Origin of the sequence: Undibacterium sp. TJN25, assembly GCF_049339885.1 — a bacterium.
GTDB lineage: Bacteria > Pseudomonadota > Gammaproteobacteria > Burkholderiales > Burkholderiaceae_D > Undibacterium.
Genome location: NZ_JBMPPM010000003.1, coordinates 67,389 through 81,835 on the forward strand (window position 1 = coordinate 67,389; position 14,447 = coordinate 81,835).

General features: G+C 60.4%; 15 protein-coding genes. 8 read left to right on the forward strand and 7 right to left on the reverse strand.

All coding sequences use genetic code 11. The features are described from left to right. Nucleotides 1–3: 3 nt before the first annotated feature. Both ACO0LO_RS07300 and ACO0LO_RS07305 read right to left on the reverse strand, forming a co-directional pair. Nucleotides 4–417, reverse strand: a complete 414-nt coding sequence (locus tag ACO0LO_RS07300) for an ester cyclase (protein WP_422963551.1) — start codon at nucleotides 415–417, stop codon at nucleotides 4–6. A gap of 47 nt (nucleotides 418–464) precedes the next feature. Further along, a complete protein-coding gene (locus ACO0LO_RS07305) occupies nucleotides 465–1,700 on the reverse strand; it encodes an MFS transporter (protein WP_422963552.1) in 1,236 nt (411 codons plus the stop codon). A gap of 107 nt (nucleotides 1,701–1,807) precedes the next feature. Between ACO0LO_RS07305 and ACO0LO_RS07310 the strand changes: the two genes are divergently transcribed. Then, nucleotides 1,808–2,665: a LysR family transcriptional regulator gene (locus tag ACO0LO_RS07310; protein WP_422963553.1), complete on the forward strand. Its 858-nt coding sequence runs from the start codon at nucleotides 1,808–1,810 to the stop codon at nucleotides 2,663–2,665. A gap of 62 nt (nucleotides 2,666–2,727) precedes the next feature. Here the strand turns inward: ACO0LO_RS07310 and ygiD are convergent, their stop codons facing one another. After that, the gene (ygiD, locus tag ACO0LO_RS07315) at nucleotides 2,728–3,510 is read right to left on the reverse strand and encodes a 4,5-DOPA dioxygenase extradiol (protein ID WP_422963554.1); all 783 of its coding nucleotides are present in this window, start codon (nucleotides 3,508–3,510) and stop codon (nucleotides 2,728–2,730) included. 162 nt (nucleotides 3,511–3,672) lie between these two features. Further along, nucleotides 3,673–4,101: a DoxX family protein gene (locus tag ACO0LO_RS07320; RefSeq protein ID WP_422963555.1), complete on the reverse strand. Its 429-nt coding sequence runs from the start codon at nucleotides 4,099–4,101 to the stop codon at nucleotides 3,673–3,675. A gap of 152 nt (nucleotides 4,102–4,253) precedes the next feature. On the opposite strand from ACO0LO_RS07320, the gene ACO0LO_RS07325 reads away from it, so the two are divergent. The 4 genes from ACO0LO_RS07325 (at nucleotide 4,254) to ACO0LO_RS07340 (ending at nucleotide 9,162) form a co-directional block, all read left to right on the forward strand. Next, nucleotides 4,254–5,255 (forward strand): LysR family transcriptional regulator, encoded by a 1,002-nt coding sequence (locus tag ACO0LO_RS07325; RefSeq protein ID WP_422963556.1) that lies wholly within the window; start codon nucleotides 4,254–4,256, stop codon nucleotides 5,253–5,255. After that, a complete protein-coding gene (locus ACO0LO_RS07330) occupies nucleotides 5,256–6,464 on the forward strand; it encodes a lipid A deacylase LpxR family protein (RefSeq protein ID WP_422963557.1) in 1,209 nt (402 codons plus the stop codon). 131 nt (nucleotides 6,465–6,595) lie between these two features. Further along, the gene (locus ACO0LO_RS07335) at nucleotides 6,596–8,260 is read left to right on the forward strand and encodes a long-chain fatty acid--CoA ligase (RefSeq protein WP_422963558.1); all 1,665 of its coding nucleotides are present in this window, start codon (nucleotides 6,596–6,598) and stop codon (nucleotides 8,258–8,260) included. 179 nt (nucleotides 8,261–8,439) lie between these two features. After that, nucleotides 8,440–9,162, forward strand: a complete 723-nt coding sequence (locus ACO0LO_RS07340) for a M48 family metalloprotease (protein ID WP_422963559.1) — start codon at nucleotides 8,440–8,442, stop codon at nucleotides 9,160–9,162. 69 nt (nucleotides 9,163–9,231) lie between these two features. Here the strand turns inward: ACO0LO_RS07340 and ACO0LO_RS07345 are convergent, their stop codons facing one another. Then, nucleotides 9,232–9,777 (reverse strand): PaaI family thioesterase, encoded by a 546-nt coding sequence (locus ACO0LO_RS07345; RefSeq protein ID WP_422963560.1) that lies wholly within the window; start codon nucleotides 9,775–9,777, stop codon nucleotides 9,232–9,234. Between the two features lie 8 nt (nucleotides 9,778–9,785). Further along, a complete protein-coding gene (locus tag ACO0LO_RS07350; protein WP_422963561.1) occupies nucleotides 9,786–10,205 on the reverse strand; it encodes a PaaI family thioesterase in 420 nt (139 codons plus the stop codon). Between the two features lie 115 nt (nucleotides 10,206–10,320). Between ACO0LO_RS07350 and ACO0LO_RS07355 the strand changes: the two genes are divergently transcribed. Then, nucleotides 10,321–11,352 carry a GlxA family transcriptional regulator gene (locus tag ACO0LO_RS07355; protein ID WP_422963562.1) on the forward strand — a complete coding sequence of 344 codons (1,032 nt, stop codon included), beginning with the start codon at nucleotides 10,321–10,323 and terminating at the stop codon, nucleotides 11,350–11,352. A 44-nt stretch (nucleotides 11,353–11,396) separates the two neighbouring features. Here the strand turns inward: ACO0LO_RS07355 and ACO0LO_RS07360 are convergent, their stop codons facing one another. Beyond that, nucleotides 11,397–12,071, reverse strand: a complete 675-nt coding sequence (locus ACO0LO_RS07360) for an HAD-IA family hydrolase (protein ID WP_422963563.1) — start codon at nucleotides 12,069–12,071, stop codon at nucleotides 11,397–11,399. Nucleotides 12,072–12,278: 207 nt separating this feature from the next. Between ACO0LO_RS07360 and ACO0LO_RS07365 the strand changes: the two genes are divergently transcribed. Together ACO0LO_RS07365 and ACO0LO_RS07370 are read left to right on the forward strand one after the other, a co-directional pair. Next, nucleotides 12,279–13,520 (forward strand): AGE family epimerase/isomerase, encoded by a 1,242-nt coding sequence (locus ACO0LO_RS07365; protein WP_422963564.1) that lies wholly within the window; start codon nucleotides 12,279–12,281, stop codon nucleotides 13,518–13,520. Beyond that, nucleotides 13,517–14,437, forward strand: a complete 921-nt coding sequence (locus ACO0LO_RS07370; RefSeq protein ID WP_422963565.1) for a carbohydrate kinase family protein — start codon at nucleotides 13,517–13,519, stop codon at nucleotides 14,435–14,437. The genes ACO0LO_RS07365 and ACO0LO_RS07370 overlap by 4 nt, the downstream gene beginning before the upstream one ends. Nucleotides 14,438–14,447: the final 10 nt, after the last annotated feature.

Here is a 14,447-nt window from a genome sequence, read left to right on the forward strand (position 1 = left end):
AATTCAGCCCGCTCTGAGCGTGGTATACGCTTCCCAGCTGGCGCGCTCAACCCAGTTGTGCAGCAACTTGCCATCTTCGCGGATTTGCCAGATTGCCGTTCCGGTAAAGCTGACTTCACGCTGGTCCGCCGGCAGGCCGAACATTCCGTTATTCCTGCCGCTGACGCGCCAGCGCGAAGCTACCCGACTGCCGTCTTCGTTTTGAAAAGTCTCGACGACATCGAATTCGAGACCACTGATAAGGTGGTTGAACTGCTTCGCCCACACTTTAAAACTGGCTCTTGAGACGACGTCTACGCCACCGGACGTGACTATGACATCCTCGGCGCAGAAGCGGTCAATCGCGTCAAAGTCTTTGCCTTGCCAGACCGCGGCCCAAAAAGCTTCGACAATTTTTACAGAATCCTGCTTGTTCATGTTGACCTCAAAAAAGGGGTGGATTTTCTCAATGACTCCAGAGGCCATCAGCGTGGCAGGCGTGCCGCGACAAAGCCTGCTGCCGCTACGGCAGCTGCAATCAGCACTGCAGCGAATGCGGTGGCGCCCACCGCCAGGCCGGCATGGTCAATCAAGAAACCGGTGGCAACCGGCAGCAACCCTGCCGGAATATAGGCGCCGATATTCAGTAGTGAATTCGCCTGGGCACGCTGCTGGTCCGGCACTTTCATGCCGATCAAGGTCAATCCGCCCAGCTGGCCCAGCCCCTGGCCCATGCCTGCCAGAACGGCGGCGGCCAGCAGCATGGAAGGCGCGGCGGCATGCACAGCCAGTATCATGGCCACCATGGACAGGGCCGTCGCCGCAGCGCCAAGCAGCAATATGTTGCGCATCGGTAGTTTCTTGACGGCGAACTGCACGCCGGTCGCGCTCATGAACATGAGGCAGGCCATACCACCGGCTACCATCGGGCTGCTGACGTGCAACAGCCTGGACAACAATGCTGCCCCCAGCGACAACACAAACGACGTAGCCGAAATTCCCGGCGCAAACACGGCGATGCCCAGTGCCAGATCCATCCGATTGCTCGCGGGCACGGATGGCAGGCGCAAGCGCCCGGCGGGAACGGCACCGTTGCCGCGCGGAGCGCCAGGCAGGGGCATGACAACGATGACGGCCAGCGCCGTCGCCAGCAGCAGGAACTCGATGCCGAAGATCACCGCAACAGGACTATCCATCACTTGCGCCAGCGTGCCGGCCAGCAAAGGCCCCAGCCCGGCGCCCAGCACCATGGCGACCGAGGCGGCCAGCGATGCCTGGCGCTTGCGGTCCGGGCCACCCACGTCCACCACTGCCGCCATGCCGGAAGACACGATGATGCCGACAGCGACCCCGGTCAGCAAACGCGCCGCGATCAAGGCCGCAACCGAGTCCGCCACGGCAAACAGGCCGCAGGCCGCCATGGCGATCAGGAAACCGGGAACCAGCACCGCCTTGCGTCCCAGCCGGTCGGACAACTGACCGGCGACCAGCAGCGCGCCGAGCAGGCCTGCGATATAAGAAGCGAAAATCACCGTCAGCGTGGCGGACGAAAAAGCAAATTGCCGCTGCCAGTGCACATATAGCGGCATGGCGGAATTGGACAAGATGAAAACCGCTGTCACCATCCATGCGGCGGCGGCAATTTTCCAGCTCCCTGTCAAGGGCGGCGGACGATGAACGGCGGTCCCCCGGGGGACCGCCACTGTTTGATGCGTAGTCATATTCTTTCTCCTGGCCGTAGGCCTTCGTGCAGATATTTGCTATCCTACAGAGGACGCCGAAGGAGCGGAATTCCCCAATATTTCACCTAGCTTGTGAGGAAATGCCCATGTTTGACTGGGAAGACTTGCGCCATTTCACCGTATTTGCCCAAGGGAAATCGCTCTCTGCCGCGGCGCGCCAGCTCAAGGTGGACCACGCGACCGTGGCCCGCCGCGTTGCCGCATTGGAAAGTGCATTAGGTCTCAAGCTGGTGGAAAGGAGGCCGCGCGCCTATTTCCTGACGCCGGATGGGGAGCGCATTGCCGAGCTTGGCAAGCGTATGGAACTGGAGTCGTTCGCGGTTGAGCGGACGGCATCGGCCGGCCAGTCCAGCGTAGCGGGCGAGGTTACGGTCAGTGCACCACCGACAATGGCGGCAGCGCTCATCGCGCCGCGCCTGGGAGAATTGCGCAGCCGATATCCCGACCTGCATATCGAACTGGGCGGCGAAACGCGTAATGTGTCGCTGGTGCGGCGAGAAGCGGATATTGCGATACGCCTGAGCCGGCCGGTCGACGCCGAACTAGTGGTGCGCAAGCTTGCGACGGTGACTTTTTCCTTCTACGCCTCACACGCCTATCTGGCAGCCCATGGCGCCGATGCCCCCACTTATATCGCTTACGACATCAGCATGGACGATACGCCGCAGCAAAGCTGGCTGCTGGCTCACGCAGGCTCCGCCCCCATTGTCCTGCGCAGCAACGATCTCGCCATACAGGCAGCAGCGACAGTGGCCGGAGTAGGCATCGCCGTCCTACCCGACTTTATGGGCGGACAGGACGAACGCCTGGCGCGCTTGGCGCATACCGGTGCGGCGCTGGAGCGGGAAGTCTGGATCGCCGTCCACAATGATTTACGTCACGCGCCGCGCATACAGGCAGTGACGGCATTCCTGGCTGGGTGCTTTGAACAGCTTGCCGGCTAATGCGCCTCTGAGAAGGGCTGAGCTTGCAGCAAAAAGTTGCCTGATATGGCCGCCCAGCCCTGTTAAGAAACCACCACCGACAACATACTGATAGCGCCCATCTCCATCCCGTCCAAGGGGATGTCCAGCACGTCCCCCTCCGCCTTGCTGCCGAGGATGTACAGTAAAGGCAGGAAGTGCTCAGGCGTAGGTACGGACAGCAAGGCATCCTGCCCCAGCGACTGGTAGTTGACGACACCCTGCAAGTCGCCCTCCTGCAAGTACTTTCGTATCGCATTGTTGAAACGCGCCGCCCAGCCCCAGCCCTGGCCGGAAGCATCCCGGTCCAGCCGGCGCAGGTTATGCACAACGTTGCCGGTGCCGATGATCATCACACCCTCGTCGCGCAAAGCCTGCAACTTCTGGCCCAGTGCAAAGTGGTAGGCAGGCGGTTTTTCAATATCGATGCTGAGTTGCACGACGGGGATATCGGCCTGTGGATAAGTCTTCACCAGCACCGACCAGGTGCCGTGGTCCAGCCCCCATTGCTGGTCCATGCCGACCGGCAGCGGCGCCAGCAATTCTGCCACCCGCGCAGCCAAGGCAGGATCACCCGGCGCCGGATAGCGCACATCGAACAGCGCCTGTGGAAATCCACCGAAATCGTGGATGGTCACCGGTGCGGTGGCAGCGGTAACCGCGGTGCCGCGCGTGGTCCAGTGAGCGGACACTGCAAGGATGGCCTTGGGACGGGGGAACTGCTTGCCAAAAGCTTCCCAGGCCTGTGTATAGCGATTGTCTTCCAGTGCATTCATCGGACTGCCGTGCCCAAAGAAGATTGCCGGCATGCGTGCTGAATCGGACATTGTTTCCTGCCTTTCGGTAACAGAGCCACAAACCGAAGGAAGGCTGTTTTTGCCTTCCTTCGGCCGGGTGTTAATTTGTTGAGCCTAAGTCGTTAAACCTATATAAACCCATATTTAAGGTACTTGGGGCCTGAATGTAGTTCCGCAAGCGCGTATTCCGGTTCAGGCAGCGTGCCTGGGCAAAACCGCATCACGACGGCTGGAGATGGAAGCTATTCCCACACCCAGCCCGGCCTGCAGGGCGACAACGACAGCCAGTACTGCCAGCAATGCCGGATATTCCCAGCCGCCGTTAGGCGCATTGAACACCCAGCCGTTGCCGGCGTGCACCGTCAGCGCGCCCAGCAAGACAGGCAGCGTCGCCAGCGCAGCCGCACGGGTCTGGAAACCCAGCACCAGCGCCACGCCGCCGAGAAATTCTATTGCCACCACCGGGTAAGCCATCCAGCCGGGAAAACCCTGGCTGACGAAAAAACCCACCGTGCCGGGCATGGTAAACACCAGCACCTTCAGCAAGGCGTGCGCAATCAGGATAATGCCGAAACCTGCACGCAATAGCGTGGCGGCGAACTGGCTGCTTTTGTCGTTCATGATAAGTCTCCTGTGTCGGTTGATGGAATGAGGCTGGGCGCGACGGGTATCGCCTGCACCATGGACACAGCATATATTCTTCAGTTTGATAGAAAAATGGGGATGTGAGAAAATAATTATTCCGGTTTCCTGAATAATAAAAAGGGGTGCAAATGGACTTGTTTCAAGCGATGCGCATGTTCGTCAAAGTGGCCGAAGCAGGTAGCTTTTCCGGCGCGGCGAGGGCGCTGGATACGTCCAATCCCTCCGTCACCCGCTATATCGCCGACCTCGAAACTTATATAGGCGCACGCCTGTTCAACCGCAGCACCCGCCGCCTGAGCCTGACCGAGGCCGGCAGTAATTACCTGGAGCGCTGCCACCAGGTTTTGCTGGATATCGACAATGCGGTGCTGGAAGCCGGCATGAGCGCCGCCAACCCTACCGGCACGTTGCGCATGACGGTGCCGATGTCCTTTGCGGTCAACCATCTCGGCCGCATCTTGCCCGAATACATGCAGCGCTATCCCGACGTGAAGCTCGACATTTCCCTGTCCGACCGTGTCGTCAACCTCGTCGATGAAGGCTATGACCTGGGCATACGCATAGGCCGCATCCAGGATTCCAGCCTGGTCGCGCGCAAGATTGCGCCTGCCCGGCTGATCCTGTGCGCGTCTCCCGCCTACCTGAAAAAATACGGCACACCGCAGACGCCGCAGGACATAGAACGGCAGCAGCATGTATGCCTGCGCTACAGCTATGCCAGCAGTCCGGATGCCTGGACCTTCGTCAAGGCAGGCAAGACCTATACCGTCAAGCTGAACGGCAGCCACATCAATGCCAACAACGGCGACATCCTGCGCGAAGCGGCAGTCGGCGGCATGGGGCTGGTGCTGCAGCCCAGCTTCATCGTCGGCAACGATATTCGCGACAAGAAACTGGTGCACCTGCTGGCCGACTATGTGCCGCCGGCCAGCATGATACAGGCGGTCTATGCGAGCCGGCAGCATCTGTCGGCCAAGGTGCGGACTTTTGTCGACTACCTGATCGAGCAATTCGGCGACGAGCCCTGCTGGGACGATTTCGACAAGACCGCGGACTCCACCTGCGGCAAGCCGTCCAGAAAACCCAGGGAAGCTACCCCTGCAACCAATCCGCGTCCAGCCAGGAAATGAATGCGAACGACTAAACCTTTATTGATTGCCGCGCCTGCGCTGTTTTTATTTACCCTGCTTGCGCCCACCGTAACAGCCCAGACCCTGCAGGAAAATCCGCCAGTCCCCGCGTCCCAGCCTTCCGCCGCCGTCCAGCCCGCAATGGCGGATATCGAATCGCAATGCAGCGGCATCCGCAAGGGCGTGAATGAGTTCATTTCCTATCCGTCGGTCAGCAACCTGTATTTTGAAAACGACCTGTTCACCGGTACCGACCGCGACTACACCAACGGCGTCAAGCTGTCCTGGGTGTCGTCCAACCTGCGCAGCTATACCGAGGCGGCCTGCCTGCCGGAATGGATCAAGGGGCTCAACTCGCTGTTTACTGCGGTGCATCCCGGCGACTTCACGTCGCGCAACATGGTCGTCACGCTGGGACAGTCGATGTATACGCCGCAAGACAGGCTGCGCCGCGATGTCATTCCCAATGACCGCCCGTATGCAGGCTGGCTGTATCTCGGCCTGGGCTATAACGCCCGCAAAAGCGTACCGCCGCAGGGAGCGCTGCCGAACCGGCTGACAGAAAAACTCGATGTCGAGCTGGACCGCATGGACACCGTGGAAGTCAATATCGGCGTGGTGGGGCCGGCGGCGCTGGGCAAGCAGACGCAGGATTTTATCCACAACCTGCGCGGCATCGGCCTGTTCTACGGCTGGGACAACCAGTTGCACAATGAACTCGGCCTGCAACTGGTCGCCGAACGCAAATACAAAGTGTCCAAGGCCGGCAGCGGCGGCGTGCTGCACTTCGACGCCATCTCGCATTACGGCGCCAGCCTCGGCAATGTGCAGACTTATGCCAATGCAGGCATGGAGTTCCGTCTGGGCACCGGCCTGCCTGACGATTTCGGCTCGGCGCCGATACGACCTGGCGGCGACAGCAACTCCCCCATAGAGGGTGAGGGCAGCCGCTATGCCACCAGCGGCGTGCACGCTTTCCTGGCACTCGACGGACGTCTGGTGGCAAGGAATATATTCCTGGACGGCAATACTTTTTCGTCCAGCCCCTCGGTGCACAAAAAGTACCTGACAGGCGATGCGGCGCTGGGCTTTGCATGGCAATGGCGCGGCGGCAAGGTCGCGTATGCGCACTACATCAACAGTAAAGAATTTACGACGCAGGTCAATTCGCACAAATACGGCTCGGTGACGCTGAGCCTGGAAATGTAGGAGTATTCAAGTGTGACAGGCGGGGTCGTTTTTGCGTTGCAAATTTGTGAACGACCGTGCAAAAATCTTTTAGATGTGGCACTCTAGTGCGAAACAAGGATTCAAAACCCACTATAAAAGAGACACGAGACATGAATACCCTGCACTACCCGCACTGGCCCACCGGCCTGCCGCACTTCCTGACGGCCCCTGAAACCAGCGTCTATACCAACCTGGAAATTTCCGCAAAACGCTATCCGCACAAGCCAGCCATCATTTTCTACGACAGGACGCTGACTTACGCCGAATTTAACGCCGAAGTGCTGGCGCTGGCCGGCTACCTGCAGCAGGTATGCGGCGTGCAGCGCGGCGACCGCGTGCTGCTGGACATGCAGAACTGCCCCCAGTTCGTCATCGCCTACTATGCGATCATGCGCGCCGATGCGATGGTGGTGCCGGTCAATCCCATGCTGATGACCGACGAACTGGCACACTACATTGCCGATAGCGGCGCCAAGGTCGCCATTGCCTCGCAGGATATCTTCCCGCGCATGCTGCCATTGGTGGGCAGCACCATCCTCCAGCATGCCGTGGTGGCCACTTACTCCGATTTCCTGCCGGCATCGACCGACCTGGCCGTGCCCGACTTTGTCAGCGCGCCGCGCCAGGTGCCGGTACAGGCCGGCGTTATCTCCTGGAAAGACGCAATCGCTGCGCAGCAGGCTCCCGGCCCACATCTGGCAGGCCCGGAAGACCTGGCCTGCATGCCTTATACCTCCGGCACAACCGGCAAACCCAAGGGCTGCATCCATACGCATGCATCGGTGATGTTCAACGTCGTCGGCAGCCCGGTGTGGTCCGGCTCCATCAACCCGGACATGGTCGCACTGGCCGTATTGCCTTTCTTCCACGTCACCGGCATGCAGTCGGTGATGAACGGCGCCGTCTACTGCGGCGGCGCGCTGGTGATCCTGCCGCGCTGGGACAAAGATGTGGCAGGCCAGCTGATTACCCGCTACCAGGTGACCAGCTGGACGCTGGTGCCGGCGATGATGATCGATTTCCTGTCCAATCCGCGCCTGGCCGAATACGATATTTCCAAGCTGAGCCGGGTATCCGGCGGCGGCGCCGCAATGCCGGCTGCGATTGCACAAAAGCTGCTGGCGCTGACGGGCCAGACGTATATGGAAGGCTACGGCCTGTCCGAGACCATGGCGCCTTCGCACCTGAACCCGCCGCAAAGGATGAAGCAGCAATGCCTGGGCATTCCTTACTTCAGCACCGATTCACGCGTCGTCGATCCCGTCACGCTGCAAGAGGTGAAACAGGGCGAGACCGGCGAGATCTGGATCAACGGCCCGCAGGTATTCAAAGGCTACTGGAATGACCCACAAAAGACCGCGGAATCCTTTGCCGATTTGGACGGCAAACGCTTTTTCCGTAGCGGCGACCTCGGCTATGTGGATGAAGAAGGCTTCTTTTTCTTTACCGACAGGCTCAAGCGCATGATCAATGCCAGCGGCTACAAGGTGTGGCCGGCTGAAGTGGAATCGATGATGTACCAGCATCCAGCCATCCAGGAATGCTGCATCATCGCCTCGCGCGACGCCTACCGCGGCGAAACGGTCAAGGCCATCGTCGTCCGGAAACCGGGCAGCGACATCACCGCGGAAGAAATCATCGCCTGGTCGCATGAGAAGATGGCTGCCTACAAAACGCCGCGCATCGTCGAATTCGTCGACACGCTGCCAAAATCCGGCACCGGCAAGGTAATGTGGCGCGCGCTGCAGGAAAAGGAAGCAGCAAACAGCCAATAAAGAGCTCGTCTTTCTCCCTCTGTCCGGTCAGGCTATCTCTCCGCCTGACTGGATAGAGACAGAAGCGCCGCTTCAGCAGCACCAGCGAATTTCCACTCCCCGCCCGCGGGCATACGAGCATTTCCACCGTTTGCTGCTACCATTCCACCATCACATCCCCGTCCTAAGCCATGCCACGCATGCTGATTCTTTTGCTGATGCCGTTGCTGTGCGCTTCCGCCTGCGCGCTGACGCAGGAAGAAGTCGCCGCCGGGGCTGCGCGCCTGTACCGCGAACGCGTATCCGAAATCGCAAACCGTTACGCGCTGGACAGCGACGCCGCTTTTCTGGTGCGGGTGGACCGCATAGCAAAACCGCTGATCGCCCGCGCCGCCACCGATTACCCGCACACCGCGGGCTGGGCCTGGGAAATCCATACCAGCGCCGACGTTGACGAAAACGCCTTTTGCATGGCGGGCGGCAAGCTGCTGGTTGGCCAGCAATTCGTAAGTAGCCAGCGCCTGGACGACGCCGAACTGGCAATGCTGCTGGCGCACGAAATGCAGCATGCGATACAGCAGCACAACCTGAAGGAATACGAAGAAGCGATGCGTATCGAACCCGCATGGCGGCAAAAGCCCTTTGCCGAGCTGGAATATGCGGTGGACAATGATGAAGCGCTGATGCGCAAGCTGGACGACTTCAACAGCGCGCAGGAACTGGAAGCCGACAGCGAAGGATTGAAACTCGCCTGGCGCACCGGCTGGCCACCCATGAGGCTGGCCGGGTATTTCAGGAAACTATCGCGCAACAGCGCCAAGCCAAATTTCGACAGCCGCAGCCACCCTGCGCCGGCGCGACGCTGGTTGGCAGCAAAAGAACTGGCGGAACGGCTGGAAAAAGCAGGGCTGGTACGTCAGTAACGGCTGCAGCAGCCTCGGTAATCGCTGAAGCCCGCCGCGCCGCTTGGCTCCTGAATCCCTTGGCCTCTGTTATGGCAAAGGAAAAATCAGGCAGGTCGTCGTTGCATGCGCATACAGCTTGCCGTTCGCATCGACAATGCGCCCTTCCGCCGTACCCACGCGGCTGCCTACCTGTATCACCTTGCCTTCAGCCCGGACCGGGCCGGTCTTGTCCGTCATTGCGCGTATCATGTTGACCTTGATTTCCAGCGTCGTGTAGCCCACGCCTTTCGGTAATACCGATTGCACCGCGCAGCCCACCGCCGAGTCCAGCAAGGTACAGAAATAGCCGCCGTGCACACTGCCCAGCGGGTTGTAGTGCTCACGGCCGGGCGTACCCTGGAATACAATGCGACCGGGTTCGCCCTCTATCGCGAGAAAGCCCAGCGTCTCGGCTATCGGAGCGGCCAATAGCTCGCCCTTGATGATGGCATCCAGGAATTCAAACCCGCTGCGCGATTTCATCTGCTCCATGCTCGATACGCCGTAGCCGCGAATCGCGGCCCGTACTTCGGCTTCGCGCGCCAGCCACTGTTCCAGCACGCTATGAGTTTGAGTGGTTTCTGCTTCTGCCATGACTGCCTCTATTTTTTAGGAAACAAGACCATCTGTGTGCAACGGAACAGCGCGATGGTTTTGCCGTTTTGGCTGACCGTCGCGTCCCAGACCTGGGTCGTCCGGCCCAGATGCACTGCCGTTGCCACGCACTGGATCACGCCTTCACGCGCGGTACCCAGGTGATTGGATTTTAGTTCTATCGTCGTGAAACCGCTGGCGCCGTCCGGCAGGTGGGCCACGCAGCCGTAGCCGCAGCAGGTATCCGCCAATGTCACCACGCTGCCGGCGTGCAGGAAGCCATTGGGCGCCATCAGGTGCGGCACTACCGGCAGTTCCGCCCGCACTTCGCCCTGCGCCATGGCCTTAATGACAATACCCAGGTGGCCGGGCAGGAAATCCTTGCCGGCCTGGTTATAGGCTTCCGCCGAAAATTTGTCTTTCACCATGATGCTTGCCCGATGCAAATAGAATTGATAATCCATTGTAGATATTGCGGGCAAAGCCGGATAGTGTCAGTATTGACTCAATTCAAGCCGAAACTGACAACAGGGGCATTCAGCGATGTGCAATATCGAATTGTGGATCTATCCGAACTGCATGGCCTCTGCCGTGACCGCCCCGCTGGATATTTTTGCTGCCGCCAATGCAATCTGGGCATCCAAGAACGGCGGGCAGGCCGGGCCGCTGTTCAAATGGAGCCTGCGCTCGCTGGACGGTGTAGGGGTCAGGACGCCATCCGGCATACGGCTGGAAGCAGACGGCGCCATCGATGCCGCTGCCACCGGCGTCGATGTCGTGCTGCTGCCGGGCATCTATATCGACAAGGGCGTGTCCGGCCTGCTCGCCAACCTGGCGCTGCTGCAGCCCATGCTGGCCTTGCTGCAGCAAAGGTATAGCCAGGGCAGCGTGCTGGCAGCCAATTGCAGCGCCAGCTTTTTGCTGGCCGAAACACAGCTGCTGGACGGCGGTCACGCAACGACTACATGGTGGCTGGAACGCGCATTCCGCGCACGTTACCCGCAAGTAGAACTGCGTCTGGCGGATGTGATGACGGAACATGAAAGGCTGATCTGCACCGGCGCCGGCACCAGCTACCTGAACCTGGCGCTGCACCTGGTGCAGCGTTACGCCGGGCAGGACATTGCCGCCATCTGCGCCAAAAGCATGCTCATCGATGCCAACCGCACGTCGCAAATGCCCTATATCAGCATCAGCATGACGCAGCAGGATAGCCAGCCGCACAGCAATGCGCTGGTGCTGCGTGCACAAAAATGGATGAGCAAGCGCCAGGACCTGCCGTTTAGCCTGCAGGATTTGGCCGCGCACCTGGCGGTCAGCGAACGCACGGTGATACGGCATTTCCACCAGGCGCTCGGCAGCACGCCGACCGAATATTCGCAATTGCTGAAAATCGACCTGGCCAAGCGCCTGCTGGAAACCTCGACGCTAACGCTGGAAACGGTGGCCGAACGCATAGGCTATGCCGATCCCGGTTCTTTCCGCCGCCTGTTCAAACGGGAAACCGGCTTGTCGCCGGCGGATTACCGGCTGCAGTTCAAGCAGCGCCGCGCCCAGCCGCTGCTGCAAAAATAGTTCCGCACTTAATCAGCCACTTAATCAGTCCCCCAAGGACAAAATCAGGCAGATCTTTTTTCAAGCCGCAGGCAGCCATCCGCATCCTGTATGGCGAGGATGCCGTCGTAGCCGGCGATCGACGCATGCGGCGTATCCATCGGATGGCGGTGGGTAGCAGTAACGACGGCCAGCGTGGCGCCGGCGGCGACACCGGCAGCGATGCCGACCGGCGCATCTTCAAACACCAGGCAATCGGCGGCAGCCACACCCAGCTTGCGCGCCGCCAGCAGATAGCCGCCGGGATCAGGCTTGCCGGCAGCCACGTCTTCGGCTGTTACCAGCACGGCCGGCACGGGAACGCCTGCGGCCTGCAAGCGCCTCGCCGCCAGGGCTTTGGGCGCGGAAGTCACGATCGCCCATTTGTCCGCAGGCAGCGAATTCAGGAACTGCGCAGCACCCGATATCTGCAGGATGCCTTCGACATCGTCGATTTCCGCCTGTGTGATGGCACGTGCCTCCGCTTCGGCATCCACGCCGGGCAGCGCCAGCCGCGCCACCGTGTCAACCGAGCGGGCGCCGTGTATCGTCGGCAAAAAATTTTCCACATCAAGGCCGTGACGTTGCGCCCATGCGCCCCACACACGTTCGGCCGCGGCAATGGAGCTGATAATGGTGCCGTCCATATCGAACAGGAAAGCGCGGTAGCGGCCTGTGGGCAGCGTGGGACTATCTGACAATTGGGTTTCCTTCCGTAAGGGATATTCTGGCGAATGCATACAGTATAGCAATGCGCCGCATCGAGAAGCTGCGCGGCTTCTCGGGCTCGATCCGCATGCGCTTAAAAGCGCGCAAACCATGCTGCGCAATGCGCGCGCGCATGCTACATTTCGCTTCTAGATTTCACCTTCCAGTTGCGATATTTTTTCGACCAATTCCGAGACACCATGACTCCTGATTTCCGTTCGCGCGACATGCTGCTGGCGCACATAGACCACACAATGCGTTTCTACCATCCACGCTGCATAGACGCCAGCGGCGGCTTTTATCATTTCTTCATGGATGACGGCAGCATCTACGATGCGACAACACGCCATCTGGTCAGCAGCACGCGTTTCGTCTTCAATTATGCGATGGCCTACCGCCAATTCGGCAACGCCGACTATTTGAACGCCCTGCGGCACGGCCTGGATTTTCTGCGCAATGTGCACCGCGACAGCAATACCGGAGGTTATGCATGGCAATTGTCCTGGCAGGATGGAAAAAAGACCGTCACTGACGGCAATAACCACTGCTACGGTCTGGCCTTTGTATTACTCGCTTATTCGCATGCGCTGCTGGCCGGCATAACAGAAGCGCGCGGCTATATGGAGGAAACCTTTGCGCTGATGGAGCAGCGTTTCTGGCAAGCGGACTACGGCTTGTATGCCGACGAAGCCAGCGTCGACTGGTCGGTACTCGACCCCTACCGCGGCCAGAACGCCAATATGCATGCATGCGAGGCATTGCTGGCGGCGTTTGAGGCCAGCGGCGAAACGCGCTACCTGCATCGCGCCGAAACGCTGGCGCACAACATCACGGTGCGCCAGGCCGCATTGGCCGGCGGCATGATCTGGGAGCATTACCATGCCGACTGGTCGGTGGACTGGGAATATAACCTGGACGACAAGACCAATATCTTCCGCCCATGGGGTTACCAGCCCGGCCATTTGACGGAATGGGCCAAGCTGCTGCTGATCATGGAACGCCATGCGGCCGGCATGGCAGGGCCATCCGCCTGGCTAGCCCCGCGGGCCGCAGAACTGTTCGACATTGCACTCGATAAGGCCTGGGATAGCGAGCATGGAGGTATCTTTTACGGCTTCGGGCCACAGAATGAAATCTGCGACAGCGACAAATATTTCTGGGTACAGGCAGAAAGCCTTGCGGCAGCCGCCGTGCTAGCGGCGCGCACCGGCGACGGCAAATACTGGACGCACTACGACCAGATCTGGGGCTATAGCTGGCAGCACATGGTTGACCACCAGCACGGCGCCTGGTACCGCATATTGAACGCCGACAATAAAAAATACAGCGCGGAAAAGAGTCCGGCCGGCAAGGTCGACTACCACACGATGGGCGCCTGCTATGAAGTATTGAACGTGCTGCCTGAGCATGGCCGTGCTGGCAGCACGGGGAGTAGCGTATGAGCGCACTGCCGCGCTTTGTCGCCGCCGGCGAAGCCCTGACCGACATGCTGCGCACCGGGGCCGACAGCTGGACCTCGCAGGTCGGCGGTTCCACCTGGAACGTGGCGCGCGTAGTCGCCAGCTTGGGCATAGACAGCGCCTTCGCCGGCGCGGTGAGCCGGGATGTATTCGGCGATGCGCTGGCCCAGGCCAATGCAGAGGCGGCGCTGGATGTGCGCTTCCTGCAGCGCTTTGCCAAATCGCCGTTGCTGGCCATGGTGTATCAGCTGAACCCGCCGCAGTATTTTTTTGTCGGCGATGACAGCGCCGACCTGCATTTCAACCCGGCGCTGTTGCCGCCGCAATGGCAGCAACAAGCGCAATGGGTGCATTTCGGTGGCATCAGCCTGGCGCGCCAGCCGCTGGCGGGCAAGTTACTGGCGCTGGCCGGGGAACTCAAGCAGGCAGGCGTGTCAATCAGCTACGATCCGAATTTTCGCGCCTTGATGGACGAACATTACGACCCCACCTTGCGCCGCATGGCCGAGCTGGCCGACGTGATCAAGGTATCGGATGAAGACCTGCAGGGCTTGTTCCGCAGCGATGACATCGCCGCCGCATTCGCGACGCTGCGCAGCTGGAATCCGCAGGCCATGTTCCTGTTTACACGCGGGGCGCAGGGTGCGGCCTTGTACCGTGGCGATGAAGTCTGGCAGGCGGCCCCGCCTGCGATTAGCGTCGTGGATACCGTAGGCGCCGGCGACGCCAGCATAGGCGGGCTGTTGTATAGCCTGATGTCGCATGCAGAGCGCAACGGCGGCGAACATCTGCGTTTTGCCGTCGCCGCCGGTGCGGCAGCCTGCACTTCAGCCGGCGCCACGCCACCCGCACTGGCACTGGCGGAAGAGCTGTACCGCGCTGTCAGGCTGCAGGGCTAGACATCCGCTA

Coding starts and splice junctions, on each gene's coding strand:
- ACO0LO_RS07310 (WP_422963553.1), top strand. CDS start 1,808: ATGTTTGACTGGGAAGACTTGCGCCATTTCACCGTATTTGCCCAAGGG.
- ACO0LO_RS07355 (WP_422963562.1), top strand. CDS start 10,321: ATGTGCAATATCGAATTGTGGATCTATCCGAACTGCATGGCCTCTGCC.
- ACO0LO_RS07335 (WP_422963558.1), top strand. CDS start 6,596: ATGAATACCCTGCACTACCCGCACTGGCCCACCGGCCTGCCGCACTTC.
- ygiD (WP_422963554.1), bottom strand. CDS start 3,510: ATGTCCGATTCAGCACGCATGCCGGCAATCTTCTTTGGGCACGGCAGT.
- ACO0LO_RS07340 (WP_422963559.1), top strand. CDS start 8,440: ATGCTGATTCTTTTGCTGATGCCGTTGCTGTGCGCTTCCGCCTGCGCG.
- ACO0LO_RS07365 (WP_422963564.1), top strand. CDS start 12,279: ATGACTCCTGATTTCCGTTCGCGCGACATGCTGCTGGCGCACATAGAC.
- ACO0LO_RS07305 (WP_422963552.1), bottom strand. CDS start 1,700: ATGACTACGCATCAAACAGTGGCGGTCCCCCGGGGGACCGCCGTTCAT.
- ACO0LO_RS07325 (WP_422963556.1), top strand. CDS start 4,254: ATGGACTTGTTTCAAGCGATGCGCATGTTCGTCAAAGTGGCCGAAGCA.
- ACO0LO_RS07350 (WP_422963561.1), bottom strand. CDS start 10,205: ATGGTGAAAGACAAATTTTCGGCGGAAGCCTATAACCAGGCCGGCAAG.
- ACO0LO_RS07330 (WP_422963557.1), top strand. CDS start 5,256: ATGCGAACGACTAAACCTTTATTGATTGCCGCGCCTGCGCTGTTTTTA.
- ACO0LO_RS07320 (WP_422963555.1), bottom strand. CDS start 4,101: ATGAACGACAAAAGCAGCCAGTTCGCCGCCACGCTATTGCGTGCAGGT.
- ACO0LO_RS07345 (WP_422963560.1), bottom strand. CDS start 9,777: ATGGCAGAAGCAGAAACCACTCAAACTCATAGCGTGCTGGAACAGTGG.
- ACO0LO_RS07370 (WP_422963565.1), top strand. CDS start 13,517: ATGAGCGCACTGCCGCGCTTTGTCGCCGCCGGCGAAGCCCTGACCGAC.
- ACO0LO_RS07300 (WP_422963551.1), bottom strand. CDS start 417: ATGAACAAGCAGGATTCTGTAAAAATTGTCGAAGCTTTTTGGGCCGCG.